Annotated in this window: 14 protein-coding genes; 12 read left to right on the forward strand and 2 right to left on the reverse strand. The window is 65.9% G+C overall.

Annotation, left to right across the window (positions count from 1 at the left end; all coding sequences use genetic code 11):
- The first annotated feature begins 23 nt into the window (after positions 1 to 23).
- The 12 genes from nuoL (at position 24) to ACWCIA_RS11995 (ending at position 11,446) form a co-directional block, all read left to right on the forward strand.
- On the forward strand, positions 24 to 2,081 hold the full coding sequence (nuoL, locus tag ACWCIA_RS11940; RefSeq protein WP_454163489.1) for an NADH-quinone oxidoreductase subunit L: 2,058 nt from the start codon (positions 24 to 26) through the stop codon (positions 2,079 to 2,081).
- A gap of 22 nt (positions 2,082 to 2,103) precedes the next feature.
- Positions 2,104 to 3,615, forward strand: a complete 1,512-nt coding sequence (locus ACWCIA_RS11945) for an NADH-quinone oxidoreductase subunit M (RefSeq protein ID WP_454163490.1) — start codon at positions 2,104 to 2,106, stop codon at positions 3,613 to 3,615.
- A gap of 15 nt (positions 3,616 to 3,630) precedes the next feature.
- Positions 3,631 to 5,136: an NADH-quinone oxidoreductase subunit NuoN gene (gene nuoN / locus ACWCIA_RS11950; RefSeq protein WP_454163491.1), complete on the forward strand. Its 1,506-nt coding sequence runs from the start codon at positions 3,631 to 3,633 to the stop codon at positions 5,134 to 5,136.
- A 1-nt stretch (position 5,137) separates the two neighbouring features.
- Positions 5,138 to 5,458: a DUF2818 family protein gene (locus tag ACWCIA_RS11955; RefSeq protein ID WP_454163493.1), complete on the forward strand. Its 321-nt coding sequence runs from the start codon at positions 5,138 to 5,140 to the stop codon at positions 5,456 to 5,458.
- A 33-nt stretch (positions 5,459 to 5,491) separates the two neighbouring features.
- The gene (locus ACWCIA_RS11960; protein ID WP_454163495.1) at positions 5,492 to 6,049 is read left to right on the forward strand and encodes an NUDIX domain-containing protein; all 558 of its coding nucleotides are present in this window, start codon (positions 5,492 to 5,494) and stop codon (positions 6,047 to 6,049) included.
- Positions 6,050 to 6,051: 2 nt separating this feature from the next.
- The gene (locus ACWCIA_RS11965; RefSeq protein WP_454163497.1) at positions 6,052 to 6,744 is read left to right on the forward strand and encodes a hypothetical protein; all 693 of its coding nucleotides are present in this window, start codon (positions 6,052 to 6,054) and stop codon (positions 6,742 to 6,744) included.
- Complete coding sequence (gene ispD / locus ACWCIA_RS11970; protein ID WP_454163499.1) at positions 6,741 to 7,445, forward strand: 2-C-methyl-D-erythritol 4-phosphate cytidylyltransferase; 705 nt, start codon at positions 6,741 to 6,743, stop codon at positions 7,443 to 7,445. The genes ACWCIA_RS11965 and ispD overlap by 4 nt, the downstream gene beginning before the upstream one ends.
- Before the next feature lie 4 nt (positions 7,446 to 7,449).
- Entirely contained in the window at positions 7,450 to 7,956 is a 507-nt protein-coding gene (gene ispF, locus ACWCIA_RS11975; RefSeq protein WP_454163500.1) for a 2-C-methyl-D-erythritol 2,4-cyclodiphosphate synthase, read from the forward strand.
- Positions 7,957 to 8,200: 244 nt separating this feature from the next.
- Positions 8,201 to 9,451, forward strand: coding sequence for an MFS transporter (locus ACWCIA_RS11980; protein WP_454163502.1), 1,251 nt, complete (start codon positions 8,201 to 8,203; stop codon positions 9,449 to 9,451).
- A 2-nt stretch (positions 9,452 to 9,453) separates the two neighbouring features.
- Positions 9,454 to 9,762 (forward strand): hypothetical protein, encoded by a 309-nt coding sequence (locus tag ACWCIA_RS11985; protein WP_454163503.1) that lies wholly within the window; start codon positions 9,454 to 9,456, stop codon positions 9,760 to 9,762.
- A 77-nt stretch (positions 9,763 to 9,839) separates the two neighbouring features.
- Entirely contained in the window at positions 9,840 to 10,394 is a 555-nt protein-coding gene (locus tag ACWCIA_RS11990) for an NADPH-dependent FMN reductase (RefSeq protein ID WP_454163505.1), read from the forward strand.
- Positions 10,395 to 10,825: 431 nt separating this feature from the next.
- Positions 10,826 to 11,446 (forward strand): phasin family protein, encoded by a 621-nt coding sequence (locus ACWCIA_RS11995; RefSeq protein ID WP_454163506.1) that lies wholly within the window; start codon positions 10,826 to 10,828, stop codon positions 11,444 to 11,446.
- 212 nt (positions 11,447 to 11,658) lie between these two features.
- On the opposite strand, the gene ACWCIA_RS12000 is transcribed toward ACWCIA_RS11995, so the two are convergent.
- Together ACWCIA_RS12000 and ACWCIA_RS12005 are read right to left on the reverse strand one after the other, a co-directional pair.
- Positions 11,659 to 12,606, reverse strand: a complete 948-nt coding sequence (locus ACWCIA_RS12000; protein WP_454163508.1) for an FHA domain-containing protein — start codon at positions 12,604 to 12,606, stop codon at positions 11,659 to 11,661.
- Positions 12,607 to 12,654: 48 nt separating this feature from the next.
- On the reverse strand, positions 12,655 to 14,127 hold the full coding sequence (locus ACWCIA_RS12005; RefSeq protein WP_454163510.1) for a S1 family peptidase: 1,473 nt from the start codon (positions 14,125 to 14,127) through the stop codon (positions 12,655 to 12,657).
- Between the last annotated feature and the right edge of the window lie 45 nt (positions 14,128 to 14,172).

Consider the following 14,172-nt stretch of genomic DNA (forward strand, 5'->3'; position numbering starts at 1 on the left):
AACAATAACGATTAAGGTTCAACATGGCGGAGCAGCTTTCTTCCTCACTCCTACTCGCGGTGCCCCTGGCGCCGCTGGCAGGCTCGGCAATTGCCGGCCTGCTCGGTACCAAGTTCCTTGGTAACGTGGTCGGCCGCAAGGTCTCCCACACGGCAACCATCCTCGGCGTCCTGATCGCCCTGATCATCTCGGTGCAGACCCTGATGGCGGTGCTCGATGGCGCCACCTTCAACCAGGACATCTACACCTGGATGCAGGTCGGTACCGTGAAACTGGCAGTCGGCTTCCAGATCGACACCCTGTCGGCGATGATGATGTGCGTAGTCACCTCAGTCTCGCTGATGGTCCACATCTACACGATCGGCTACATGGCCGAGGACGAAGGCTACAACCGCTTCTTCTCGTACATCTCGCTGTTCACGTTCGCGATGCTGATGCTGGTCATGTCCAACAACTTCCTGCAGCTGTTCTTCGGCTGGGAAGCAGTGGGCCTGGTTTCCTACCTGCTGATCGGCTTCTGGTACACCCGTCCGACCGCGATCTTCGCCAACATGAAGGCCTTCCTGGTCAACCGCGTCGGCGACTTCGGCTTCATCCTCGGTATCGGCCTGCTGCTGGCCGCCTCGGGCACGATGCACTACGGCGAGACCTTCGCCCAGGCCGATAAACTCGTCGGCATGACCGTGCCCGGCATCGGCTGGCCGCTGCTGACCGCCGCCTGCATCTGCCTGTTCATCGGCGCGATGGGCAAGTCGGCGCAGTTCCCGCTGCACGTCTGGCTGCCTGACTCGATGGAAGGCCCGACCCCGATCTCGGCACTGATCCACGCCGCGACGATGGTTACCGCCGGCATCTTCATGGTGGCGCGCATGTCGCCGCTGTTCGAGCTGTCGGACGGCGCGCTGTCGTTCGTCATCGTCATCGGTTCGATCACCGCGCTGTTCATGGGCTTCCTGGGCATCATCCAGAACGACATCAAGCGCGTCGTCGCCTACTCGACCCTGTCGCAGCTGGGCTACATGACCGTCGCCCTGGGCGCCTCGGCATATTCCGTCGCCGTGTTCCACCTGATGACCCACGCCTTCTTCAAGGCACTGCTGTTCCTTGGCGCAGGTTCCGTCATCATCGGCATGCACCACGACCAGGACATGCGCAACATGGGCGGCCTGCGCAAGTACATGCCGATCACCTGGATCACCTCGCTGCTGGGCTCGCTGGCCCTGATCGGTACCCCGTTCTTCTCGGGCTTCTACTCGAAGGATTCGATCATCGAGGCAGTGCACGCGACCAACATCCCGGGCGCCGGCTTCGCCAACTTCGCGGTGCTGGCAGGCGTGTTCATCACGGCCTTCTACTCGTTCCGCATGTACTTCCTGGTGTTCCATGGCGAGTCGCGCTGGAACCACCCGGCCCCGCACAGCCACGGCCACGATTCGGACGCGCACAACGAGGAAGACGACCACGGCGATGACCACCATCACCACGGCCTGCAGCCTGGCGACAAGCCGCACGAGTCGCCATGGGTCGTGACCCTGCCGCTGGTCCTGCTGGCGATCCCGTCGGTCATCATCGGCTACCTGGCGATCGGCCCGATGCTGCACGGCGACTTCTTCAAGGACGTGATCTTCGTCGGCGAGAACCACACCGCGATGCGCACCCTGAGCGAAGAGTTCCACGGCGCGGCCGCCATGGCGATCCACGGCCTGCAGACTGCACCGTTCTGGCTGGCACTGGCCGGCGTGGCCGCGGCCTACTACTGCTACATGGTCAACCCGCGCGTCCCGGCCTGGTTCTACTCCAAGTTCAAGTTCCTGCACACGCTGCTGGACAACAAGTACTACATGGATGCGTTCAACCAGGCCGTGTTCGCCGGCGGCGCGCGCGCCGTTGGTGGCGGGCTGTGGAAAGTCGGCGACCGCGGGCTGATCGACGGCCTGATGGTCAACGGTTCGGCCAAGCTGGTGGGCTGGTTCTCGATGCTCACCCGTACCTTCCAGACCGGTTACATCTATCACTACGCGTTCGTGATGATCGTGGGCGTCATGGCGACCCTGCTGTACTTCTTCCCGTTCTGGCGCTAATCACAGGCAAAGAAAAAGACAAATGATGCAGTCTACGATCTCTACATTTCCTCCCTACCTGAGCCTGGCGATCTGGCTCCCGGTCCTGTTCGGCGTGCTCGTGCTCGCCGTCGGGCGCGACTCGAACCGCGGTTTCACGCGCCTGCTGGCGCTGCTCGGCGGCGTCGTCAGCTTCCTGCCGACGATCCCGCTGATCACGAACTTCGACAACGCCGCCCACGGCATGCAGTTCTATGAAGTGGCGCCGTGGATCGAGCGCTTCAACATCTTCTACCGCCTCGGTGTCGATGGCCTGTCGCTCTGGTTCATCCCGCTGACCGCGTTCATCACCGTCATCGTCATCCTCGCTGCCTGGGAAGTCATCCAGGACCGCGTGGCGCAGTACATGGGTTCCTTCCTGCTGCTGTCGGGCCTGATGATCGGCGTGTTCGCGGCGCTGGACGGCGTGCTGTTCTACTTCTTCTTCGAAGCCACGCTGATCCCGATGTTCATCATCATCGGCGTGTTCGGCGGCCCGAACCGCGTGTACGCGGCATTCAAGTTCTTCCTGTACACGTTCTTCGGCTCGCTGCTGACGCTGATCGCGATCATCTACCTGTACAACGTCTCGGGCACCTTCGACATCCAGAAGTGGCACATCCAGGCGCTGACGATGCGCGAGCAGATCCTGATCTTCATCGCCTTCTTCATGGCCTTCGCCGTGAAGGTGCCGATGTGGCCGGTGCACACCTGGCTGCCGGACGCCCACGTGGAAGCGCCGACCGGCGGTTCCGTCGTGCTGGCCGCGATCATGCTGAAGCTGGGCGCCTACGGTTTCGTCCGTTTCTCGCTGCCGATCACGCCTGATGCCTCGCACTACCTGGCGCCGGTCGTCATCGTGCTCTCCTTGATCGCCGTGATCTACATCGGCCTGGTGGCCCTGGTCCAGAAGGACATGAAGAAACTGGTCGCCTACTCGTCGATCGCCCACATGGGTTTCGTCACCCTCGGCTTCTTCATCTTCAACGACATGGGCGTGCAGGGCGGCCTGATGCAGTCGATCTCGCACGGCTTCGTGTCGGGCGCGATGTTCCTCTGCATCGGCGTGCTCTACGACCGCGTCCACTCGCGTGAAATCGCCGACTACGGCGGCGTCGTCAACACGATGCCGAAGTTCGCGGCCTTCGCCGTGCTGTTCTCGATGGCCAACGCCGGCCTGCCTGCCACCTCGGGCTTCATCGGCGAATTCATGGTCATCCTGGGCGCCGTGCAGTTCAACTTCTGGACCGGCCTGCTCGCCGCCACCGCACTGATCCTGGGCGCCGCCTACTCGCTGTGGATGGTCAAGCGCGTCGTCTTCGGCCCGGTCGGCAACCAGCACGTGGCTGAACTGGTCGACCTGAACAAGCGCGAGTTCGCGATCCTGGCCGTGCTGGCAATCGCCACCTTGTGGATGGGCCTGTATCCGGCGCCGATCGCCGAGACCCTGCAGACCTCGGTGACCGACCTGCTGCAACACGTTTCGGTGAGCAAGCTCCCGCAGTTGCCTCAATAAATTGAAATAGACGCCATGAACAACACTTTGCTACCGGCTGTCGACACCAACCTGGTGCCGGTGTACGCCGAAATCTTCCTGCTGATCGCGGCTTCCGCGATCCTGCTGATCGACTTGTACCTGAAAGGGTCGCGCCGCAACGTGACCTACTACCTGTCGCTGCTGGCCCTGGTCGGCTGCGCCGTCCTGACCTTCGGCGACTTCAACGCGGGCGCGACCGTGTACACCTTCAACGGTATGTACGTGTCGGACCCGATGTCGAACCTGCTCAAGATGTTCACCTACGTGGCCGTCGGCCTGACCCTGGTGTATTCGCGCCAGTACGTGACCGAGCGCGGCATGCTCTCGGGTAACCTGGGCGGCGAGTTCTACGTGCTCGCCCTGTTCGCAATGCTGGGCCAGATGATCATGATCTCGGGCAACAGCATGCTGTCGATCTACCTGGGCCTGGAACTGATGTCGCTGTCGCTGTACTCGCTGGTGGCCCTGCGCCGCGACCACGCGGTCTCGACCGAAGCGGCGATGAAGTACTTCATCCTCGGTGCACTGGCCTCGGGCTTCATGCTCTACGGTATCTCGATGATCTACGGCGCCACCGGTGCGCTGAACGTGACCGACATCGCCGCCCGCGCCGCCGCCGGTACCGTCGACCAGACGATCCTCGTGTTCGGCCTGGTGTTCATGGTCGCCGGCATGGCCTTCAAGCTGGGCGCCGCACCGTTCCACATGTGGGCGCCGGACGTCTACCAGGGTTCGCCGACCGCCGTGACCCTGCTGCTGGGCGGCGCGCCGAAGCTGGCCGCCTTCGCCATGGTCATGCGCCTGCTGGTCGAAGCGCTGCCGACCCTGGCCTACGACTGGCAACAGATGCTGCTGGTGCTGGCCGTGCTGTCGCTGGCTATCGGTAACCTGACCGCGATCGCCCAGACCAACCTCAAGCGCATGCTGGCCTACTCGACCATCGCGCAGATGGGCTTCGTCCTGCTGGGCATGATGGCCGGCGTGGTGGGCGAGGACGCGAGCAACGCACCGGCAGCGTATTCCGCCGCCATGTACTCGTCGATCACCTACGTCCTGACCACCCTGGGCAGCTTCGGCATCATCATGATGCTGGCGCGTTCGGGCTTCGAGGCCGAGCAGATCGCCGACTTCAAGGGCCTGGGCCGCCGCAGCCCGTGGTTCGCAGTCGTCATGACGATCCTGATGTTCTCGCTGGCCGGCGTGCCGCCGATGATGGGCTTCATGGCCAAGTGGGCCGTCCTGCAGGCGGTCGCCAACAGCGGCGCCGTCTGGCTGGCCGTGGTCGCCGTCCTGTTCTCGCTGATCGGCGCGTTCTACTACCTGCGCGTCGTGAAGACGATGTGGTTCGACGAAGCGGTCGACACCAGCCCGATCGTGACGCCGGCCGACATGCGCGTCGCGCTGTCGCTGAACGGCGTCGCAGTCGTGGTGCTGGGCCTGATCCCGGGCGCACTGCTGGGCACCTGCCTGCAGGCGATCCAGATGACCCTGCGCAGCTAAGATGGACATTTCGCTGGCAAGCTGGCTGGTCATTGCCGTCGCGCTCGCGGCGGCGAACCTGCCGTTCGCCAGCGAGCGCGTGTTCGGCTTTATCCCCCTCAAGTCCTCCCAAGCAGGGCAGGAGCGCAAGAAATCCTTCTTCGCGCGCCTGCTCGAGCTCCTTGTCTTATACTTCCTCGTCGGCGCAGTAGCCTACGCACTGGAATCCCGCATCGGCAACGTGTTTGCCCAGCGCTGGGAGTTCTATGCGATTACCGGCTGCCTGTTCCTTGTGCTGGCGTTTCCAGGATTCGTGATCAAGTACCTGCGTAAGCGCCGCTGATTTTTTTCGATCAACGCTTTACACAGGAGTCGAATGGATTCGCACCTGAAGGAAGTCCGCCTTGACGGCGAGACGGTGTACGACGGCAAGTTCCTCAAAGTCTCGCGCGACCGCATCCAACTGCCCGACGGCAGCGTCAGCTATCGCGAATACATGCGCCATCCCGGCGCGGTCGTGATCCTTCCCTTGCTCGACGACGGCCGCGTGCTGCTCGAGCGCCAGTTCCGTTATCCGAACGACCGGGTCTTCATCGAATTCCCGGCCGGGAAGATCGATCCGGGCGAAGAGCACCTGGCCTGCGCCCGGCGCGAGCTGGAAGAGGAAACCGGCTACACGGCGACCGACTGGCGTTTCGTCTGCACCATCCACAATGCGATCGCCTACTCGGACGAGCACCTCGAGATCTTCCTCGCGCGCGGGTTGACCGCCGGCACGCCGAAACTCGACGCCGGCGAATTCCTCGAAACCTTCACCACGACCGTCCCCGAGCTGCTGGAGATGGTCAAGCGCGGCGAGATCACCGACGTGAAGACCATCATCGGCGCCTTCTGGCTCGAGAAAATCACTACCGGGGCCTGGTCCCCCGGCTGACCATGAGGCTCCTGCTCGCGCTGGCCTTCCTGTGCTTCCTTGCACCGGCGAGCGCGCGCACGGCTTTCCAGGCGCGTTGCGAGGACACGATCGGCGAGAGCGTCTCACGCTTGAGCTCGAAGCACGAGGGCTACCGCGTCGACAATTCCTATTCCTTCCACGGCCTCTCCGCCCTGAAGGGCAACCGCGCGCCCGGCAGTTATGTCCTGGGCCTGACCCACACCGAGTCGCGCGTGGCGATCGGCGTGCAGGGGCGGATGCTGACCGACCCGGCAACCGGCTACGAATGCGTGGTGCCGCGCCTGGACGTGAAACTGCATTACCTGCCGATCGTCGTCTACGTCGGGCGCGAGTTTGCGCCGGGCACTTGCGCGTACCGCGAAATCCTCGCCCACGAGCTGCGCCACCGTGACATCTACCTCGGCTTCCTGCCGCGCGCGGAGAAGATCGTGGGCGATGCGCTGGCCCGCCGTTTCGAAGGCAAGCCGCTGTACGCGCCGCGCGGCCAGGCCAGGGATTTGTTGCAGCGCGAAATAGACACCGGCTGGATGCCCTTCATCAAGCGCGAGATGGGCAAGGTCGAGCGTCTGCAGGCAGCAATCGATACCCCGCAGGAATACGCACGCCTCGGCAAAGTTTGCGCAGGTGAGGTACAGTCTCTTATCAGACCAGCAAAACGTAAGAAAAAGACATGAATTCCCAAGCACCACGATATTTCGCTCTCATTCCGGCCGCTGGCGTCGGGGCGCGCATGGCCGCGAGCGGACCGAAGCAATACCTGAAAATCGGCGGCAAGCCGATGCTGCGCCATGCCATCGACGCCTTCCTGTTCAGCGAACTGATCGCGCACACCTATGTGGTGGTCAGCGCGGACGATCCCGTCATCGACAGCATCGTGCCCAGCCACGGCGTGACCGTGCTCCGCTGCGGCGGTGCAACACGCATGGAATCCGTGCAGAACGGCCTGGCCGCGCTGGCCGGCACGCTGCGCGAAAACGACTGGGTGCTGGTGCACGACGCCGCCCGTCCCGGACTGGACGAAGCGCTCATCGAAAAACTGATCACCAGCACCGGCGAGCACCCGGTCGGCGGCCTGCTGGCCTTGCCGGTCGTCGATACCGTCAAGCGCAGCATCGCCGGCGAAGTCGGCACCGTCTCGCGCGAAGGCCTGTGGCTGGCGCAGACGCCGCAGATGTTCCGCTACCGCCTGCTGCGCGATGCGCTGGCGGCCGCGCGTGATCCGAAGCTCGTCACCGACGACGCGTCGGCCGTCGAGGCGCTCGGCCTGTCGCCCAAGCTGGTCGAAGGCCATCCGCGCAACATGAAGGTCACCATGCCGGGCGACGTGCGCCTGGCCGAAATGTACCTCGCCACCGCTCAACCTGAGTTATTGTAAGACTATGGCACTCGCATCCTACAACCCGACCCCGCCGTTTCGTGTCGGCACCGGCTATGACTGCCACCGGCTCGTCGAGGGCCGCAAACTCATCGTCGGCGGCGTGACCATCCCGCACCGCCTCGGCCTGTTCGGCCACTCCGACGCCGACGTGCTGCTGCACGCCATCATCGACGCCTTGCTGGGCGCCGCCGCCCTCGGCGACATCGGCAAGCATTTCCCCGACACCGACCCGATGTTCGCCGGCGCCGATTCCCGCACCCTGCTGCGCGAAGTCGCCAGCCGCGTGCTCGCCACCGGCTACACCATCGGCAACGTCGACGCCACCATCGTCGCCCAGCAGCCGAAGATGGCTCCGCACATCCCGCACATGGTCTCGCGCATCGCCGAAGATTTGGGCGTGTCGCCGCAGCAGGTGAACGTCAAGGCCAAGACGAACGAGAAGCTTGGCTATCTGGGGCGGGAAGAGGGGATGGAGGCGCAAGCGGTGGCCATCCTGATCCGCGCCTGAATGTAGGGTGTGGTCCCGACCCCACGCGTTGCTGACGTGTTCTGGGGTTTGCGTGGCCGCGAAATTGAGGCCGCCGCTATGCCGACGTTGTAACGCGTGGAGTCGGGACTCCGGTGAAGCCGTGGAGGAGACCATTGGCCTCCTCCACCCCTACGAAAAACGGCCCGCAAGCAGCCGTTTCCCATCATTGCTAAAATCCCATCCTCGATCCGCGCATCCTGGCGCGGCGTTCAACGGGATGATGATGAACACCCACACCGACATGTCGCCGCGCGCCGCCTGGCTGCTGATCCTCGCCGCCAGCGCGATCCTGATGATCACGATGGGGGCGCGCTTGACCACCGGCCTGTTCCTGTCGCCGCTGAACACGGCCACCGGGCTGGGCGTGGCGACGATCAGCTTTGCGCTGGCCGTGGGCCAGTTCATGTGGGGCGCCTCGCAGCCCATCTTCGGCGCGATCGCGGACAAGTACGGCCCGGCGCGGGTGATCGTCCTCGGCGCGCTGCTGCTGGCGGGCGGCCTGGCGGCGACGCCCTTCGTCGAATCGGAATGGGGCCTGCTGCTGACGATGGGCGTGCTCTCGGCCGCCGGGGCCGGTGCGGGCAGCTTCTCCATCCTGATCGGCGCCACCGCCCAGCGCCTGCCCGCAAGCCGCCGTCCCTTCGCCTCCGGCTTCATCAACGCGGGCGGCTCCTTCGGCCAGTTCGTGTTCTCTCCGCTGATGCAGGTGCTGATCGCCGGCCCCGGCTGGATCATTGCGATGCTGACGATGGCGGCCACCACCTTGCTGACCATTCCGCTGGCCTGGCTGATGCGCGGGAAGAAAAGCGTGGCGACAGCCAGCGTCGCGGCGGCCGGCGCCGCGCCCATCGTCGGCATCAGCCTGACAAGCCAGCTGCGCGAAGCGCTGCGCGACCGCAGCTACCTGCTGCTGCACGCCGGCTTCTTCACCTGCGGCTTCCACATCGCCTTCCTCGTGACCCACCTGCCGGGCGAAGTCGCCCTGTGCGGGCTGCCGGTCGGCGTGGCCGGCACAGCGCTCGGCCTGATCGGCCTGTTCAACATCGCCGGCAGCCTGGCGGCCGGTGCGCTGTCGACGCGCTACCGCATGAAGAACCTGCTGGCGCTGATGTACGCCAGCCGCGCCGTGATCATCGCGCTCTACCTGCTCGCGCCGAAGACAGCGCTGACCTTTTACGTGTTCGCCGCCGCGCTCGGCTTCACCTGGCTGGCCACCGTGCCGCCCACCGCCGGGCTGGTCGGCAAACTGTTCGGCACGCGCTACCTGGCGACCCTGTTCGGCCTGACCCTGCTGTCGCACCAGGTCGGCGGCTTCTTCGGCGCCTGGCTGGGCGGGCTCGCCTTTGTGCGCTTCGGCGACTACAGCTGGATGTGGTACGCCGACATCGTCCTGGCACTGGCGGCCGCGGCGGCGAACCTGCCCATCCGCGAGGCGCCGGTGGTGCGCGCCGGCCTGCCCGCGGCGAAGGCCTGAACATGGCGCGCGACGTCTGGGCCTACCGCGAAGTGGCCGTCCATTCGGTCCTCGACCCGCGTACGGGCAGGCTGCGCATCGAGCCGATGCCGGGCCAGGCCTACGCGCCTTCCACGCGGGTGCAGTGCGCGCGTGCGCTGCTCGATACCGCGCGCTACCCGGCCGGCACCCGCTTCCTGCTCAACGCCAAGCTGACCGACCGCCTCGGCGGCGAGCCTTTCCTGTTCGCCTGGCATGGCGACCCGGTGCAGGTGCTGAGCAGCGCCCAGGCGCGCAAGTTCCTGGCGGCCTTCCGGCGCGGCCGCATCTGAGCGGGCGGGTTGCGCGCGCGGCGGACGCGGCCGAACGGGTACTATCGACGTCTACATCGAAGAGGAGAGGACCCTGAATGGCAACGAAAAAAATCGCAATCGTGGTGGGCAGCCTGCGCAAGGAATCCTACAGCCGCAGGCTCGCCATGGTGATGAAGGACATGGCGCCGGGCAAGCTGGACATGGAGATCGTCGAGATTCGCGACCTGCCGCTGTATAACGAGGATGACGAGACGGCATCGCCGCCGCCGGCCTTCGCCGCCTTCCGCGAGCGCATCCGCGCCGCCGATGGCATTCTGTTCGTCACCCCGGAATACAACCGCTCGGTACCGGGCGCGCTGAAGAACGCAATCGACGTCGGCTCGCGTCCCTACGGCAAGGCCGCCTGGACCGGCAAACCCTGCGCCATCGTCAGCCAGTCCCCGGGCGCGCTCGGCGGCTTCGGCGCCAACCACCACCTGCGGCAAATGCTGCCTTTCCTGAACATGCCGGCCATGCCCGCGCCCGAAGCCTACCTCGGCGGCATCGGCGCCAAGTTCGAGGGCGAGACGCTCACGGACGAATCGCTGCGCGGCTTCCTGCAGACTTTCGTCGATACCTTTGCGGCCTGGGTCGAGCGCCACGCGGGGTGAGGTTCGTAGGGTGGGGTCCTGACCCCACGCGTTGCTGAGGTGACGGGCCCGCGGCAGCCTGACGTTTCGTATGGCCAAAATCCAACTCGCGATGCGCACGTACATGGCCTCGCGGCGAAGCAGGCACCATATTGCCGCCGTAACGCGTGGAGTTGTAATGGATGCCCCCGGCATCCATTACTCCACCCTACAGTTGCGCCGCAGCGTGCGTCGTAACCCACCCTCTGCGCCTCGGTTCTCTTGGCGGCACACCTTTGATTTAGCGCAAACGCGTCAGGGCATGCTGCCCTAGCCTTGAGGCTTCGCGCGGAAAGCGGCAATCCCGCCGGGCGGGAAGAGGACTTTCCCCGCGAACCTTCCATGTGCGCACACCGCCGTGCTGCGCCGGGAAGACTCATCCTTATAACCATTACCCATGAGCGAGGCAACGCATGTATCCATTTTCCCAGTCGGTTACCCCAGCGGTGCGCACCCACCTGGACGCGCAGACCGCCTTCATGAACGACATGTCCAAGACCCTGTTCCAGTCCTTCCAGCAGATGTGCGACCTGAACATCAAGCTGGTGCAGACCATGCTCGAGGAAACCACGCTGGCGAGCCAGCAGATCATCACCGCCGACCGCCAGACCGAAGTGCTGAGCGCCGCTGCATCGCGTGCCCAGCCGGCAGCCGAAAAGCTGCGCGCCTACCAGCAGCACATCTCGCGCCTGGCCGCCGACGCCCAGGTCGAGCTGACCCGCGTGACCGAGCAGCACGTGCAGAACACCACCCGCACCGCCCGCCAGCTGGCCGACGAGGTGGCCCGTACCGCGTCCGAGGAAACAGAGCGCGGCCTGCGCAAGCAGCAGGAAACCATCCAGCGCTTCACCGATCCGTTTTCCGCCGGGAATGGCCAGGCAAGGCAGGGCAATGGCAGCGCCGGCGCCCCCATGCAAAGCGGCGGCCAGGGCCAGGCCCAGGGCGCCAGCCAGGGCGGCTCGATCCAGTCTGGTGCTCAGGGCGCTTCCATGCAGCGCGGGGAGTCCGCTCCTCCGCCCAAGGGCACCCACTGAGCGGGGCAGGCCGCCGGCAGCCTCGCAAGCGTAGCGCCGGGGCCGTAAGCCAGCTGTGAGATGGCCGCAGGCGACCGCAAGGGATCGCATGCCTGCGCGGCATTGAAGGACTGAAGGACCGAAGGACAAGGCGCGACAGCCGGCCGGCAGCGCCTTTGACCTTGAGCCTTCCGATCCGTCAGTGGGCGTGCGCAGCGGTCAGGCAGGCGCCCTTACTCGTCTTCCAGCCGTTCGCGGTCGAGTTCCTGCTTCATGGCCGCCACGTCCTCCATGAATTCGTCCACGCTGGCATCCGGCGTGGCGCGCATTTCCGGGGGCAGCAGCACCGACATGTAGAGCTCGTCGGCAAGGCGGCCGTTGCGCTGCTCGTTGCTGATGAGTACCAGGCCCGAGCCGAGCACCGCCAGCGCCGCGCAGATGAGGGCGTAGCGTTTCCTCGGCTCGGGTTTCACCGTCGTCAGGTGGAAGTACACCATGCCCGCCACCAGCAGGATGGCGACGTGCGAGCCGTAGCGCGTGAACACCTCGATCGACCAGGCATAGCCGACCGCGCTCGACACCAGCCGGAACAGCATCAGGGCGGCGATGCCGCAGCCGAAGATGAACAGGTGCCGGCCCAGGCGCGCATGGCGTCCGAACAGGCGGTTGCCGAAGGCCCACAGGCCGCTCCAGACCAGTCCCGCGCCCAGGCCGTAGGCGAGCGCCAGCAGGTAGCGGAAGGGGCGGTAGGCCTGGGTGTCGGCCAGCCACATCGTGAACAGCGCGACCAGCGCCGTGAGGACCGCGCCGGCCAGGCCGGGCAGGGCGCCTTCCCAGCCGTGCATGGTGCGGTCGATCAGCTCCTGCGGCACCGGGAAATCGGCGGCGCGCACGCGCAGCGTCGTGTGCCCCAGCCGCACCACGGTGGTTCCCGTCAGGGGCAGGCGGCTGCTGCGCCGCCCCGCATGCACCACGCCGTTGCGGGTGCCGAGATCCGTCAGCACCAGTTCGCCGTCCGGGCCGGCGTCGACCACCGCGTGGCGCGGGGCGGCGTAGGCATCGTCGAGGATGTAGTCGTTGTCGTAGCCGCGTCCGATGCGGATCGGCAGCGAATCGACCCGGTGACGGTGCAGGACGTCGCCGTTGCGTGCGAGGGTTTCGATGAACCACGGCCCCGTCATAGGCTCCTCATCATGCACGGCTCATCATGCGCGGCTTTCATACCCATCTCATAACTTCCCACTGCGCCCGAGCGCGTTCAGGAAGGCGCGCGTGACGCGCATGCCGTTCTCGTACGACACGCCCGCCACGTCCAGCCGGCTCTGCAGGCTCGCCTGCGGGTTGTCGGTGCTGGCCGTGAGCAGGGTGAAGTTGTACAGGCCGGGGAACTTCCGGTAGGCGCGCACGCAGGTCACGGCGCGCAGCGCCAGCGTGTTCGAGTGCACGAAGCGCTCGCTGCACAGCGGCCCGGTGAGCCGTGCGTCGCGCGTGTTTCCCAGCTGTTCGATCCCGAACTGGCTGCTGGCCAGGGCCGCGAAGCGCAGCGGGTGCAGGGTGGCCGAGCGCAGGTACTGGTGCGTCATCGACACGTTGCCGGTTTGCTGGTTATCCGACACATAGATGGCCGACTCCGTCGCGCAGCTCATCGAGTCGGCGCTGTAGCTCGCCTCGGCCTTCACGTTCGAGCGGCCCCAGCAGCGTAGCTGCCCCGACTCGCGCACCGGCACCCGGTAGGGGCCCATGTTCTTGATCGACAGCGGCGTGTCGAGCAGGCGCCCGACCATCGCCCGCTGGTGTGCCAGCAATTGTTCGGCGATGAGGGGATTGAAGTCCTTCGGCGGCGCGGCCTGGGCGGCCACCTTGCGCAGCAGTTCCTGCGCGTATTTCACCGGCACCAGGAAGCTGACCGCCTCGCCGTCGCGCCGCTTGGACACGTTGATGCCGGCGACCATGCCCGCCGCCGTGACGCTGGGACCGCCGCTCATGCCCGAGTTGATCGGGCCGCTGAAGATCAGCTGGTCGTAGAAGCTGCGGCTGACCACGCCGTTGTAGGCGCCTTCCGAGATGGCGAAGCCGAGGTCGAGGGGGTTGCCGAGCGAGTACAGCTTCTGGCCCTGGAGCAGGCGCGCCGGCTGTTCCGGCACCTGGAAGAAGCCGGTGCCGCTGCGGTTCACCCGCAGCACCGCCAGGTCGCGCAGCACGTCGACCGCCATCAGCTCGACCGGCCCGTTCTTGCCGTCGGTGTCGACGTATTCGCCGGCATATACGTCGGGGTCGAGCGCCATTTGCGAGACCACGTGGTAGTTGGTGACGACGAGGTTGCTCTCGCCGACGAGGAAGCCCGAGCCGACGGTGGACTGTGTGCGGCCGTTGCGCAGCAGCATGCGGATCTGCAGCAGGTCGGACTGGGCCGACGAATACAGCTCCTGCGCGGCCGAGGAGGGCAGGGGCAGGGTCGTGCTGGAATCGGTTTCGCCCGGCCCGGGCGCGGGCGGCGTAGCGGCCGGCGGCGCGTCCGGCGGCACGGCGGTGGGAGGAACGACGGTCGGCCGCGCGGGCTCGGGCGCCGCGGTGCGATGGAGCGCGGCTTTCGGCCTCGCGTTCGGCTGCCGGCCCGCTTCGCCCGCGCCGGGTGCGGCCGCGGAGGCGCTCAGGCAGAACAGCAGAAGCAGACTGGCAACGTGGCTGGCGGTGCGTTTCATGTGAGGACAAGCATCCCGCCGGGGCCGCTTGTAGCACCCGGACGC

This window comes from Massilia sp. SYSU DXS3249 (assembly GCF_053668055.1).

Excerpts from the sequence above, each read along its gene's own strand:
- nuoL (WP_454163489.1), top strand. The coding sequence starts at position 24 with ATGGCGGAGCAGCTTTCTTCCTCACTCCTACTCGCGGTGCCCCTGGCG.
- ACWCIA_RS11945 (WP_454163490.1), top strand. The coding sequence starts at position 2,104 with ATGATGCAGTCTACGATCTCTACATTTCCTCCCTACCTGAGCCTGGCG.
- nuoN (WP_454163491.1), top strand. The coding sequence starts at position 3,631 with ATGAACAACACTTTGCTACCGGCTGTCGACACCAACCTGGTGCCGGTG.
- ACWCIA_RS11955 (WP_454163493.1), top strand. The coding sequence starts at position 5,138 with ATGGACATTTCGCTGGCAAGCTGGCTGGTCATTGCCGTCGCGCTCGCG.
- ACWCIA_RS11960 (WP_454163495.1), top strand. The coding sequence starts at position 5,492 with ATGGATTCGCACCTGAAGGAAGTCCGCCTTGACGGCGAGACGGTGTAC.
- ACWCIA_RS11965 (WP_454163497.1), top strand. The coding sequence starts at position 6,052 with ATGAGGCTCCTGCTCGCGCTGGCCTTCCTGTGCTTCCTTGCACCGGCG.
- ispD (WP_454163499.1), top strand. The coding sequence starts at position 6,741 with ATGAATTCCCAAGCACCACGATATTTCGCTCTCATTCCGGCCGCTGGC.
- ispF (WP_454163500.1), top strand. The coding sequence starts at position 7,450 with ATGGCACTCGCATCCTACAACCCGACCCCGCCGTTTCGTGTCGGCACC.
- ACWCIA_RS11980 (WP_454163502.1), top strand. The coding sequence starts at position 8,201 with ATGAACACCCACACCGACATGTCGCCGCGCGCCGCCTGGCTGCTGATC.
- ACWCIA_RS11985 (WP_454163503.1), top strand. The coding sequence starts at position 9,454 with ATGGCGCGCGACGTCTGGGCCTACCGCGAAGTGGCCGTCCATTCGGTC.
- ACWCIA_RS11990 (WP_454163505.1), top strand. The coding sequence starts at position 9,840 with ATGGCAACGAAAAAAATCGCAATCGTGGTGGGCAGCCTGCGCAAGGAA.
- ACWCIA_RS11995 (WP_454163506.1), top strand. The coding sequence starts at position 10,826 with ATGTATCCATTTTCCCAGTCGGTTACCCCAGCGGTGCGCACCCACCTG.
- ACWCIA_RS12000 (WP_454163508.1), bottom strand. The coding sequence starts at position 12,606 with ATGACGGGGCCGTGGTTCATCGAAACCCTCGCACGCAACGGCGACGTC.
- ACWCIA_RS12005 (WP_454163510.1), bottom strand. The coding sequence starts at position 14,127 with ATGAAACGCACCGCCAGCCACGTTGCCAGTCTGCTTCTGCTGTTCTGC.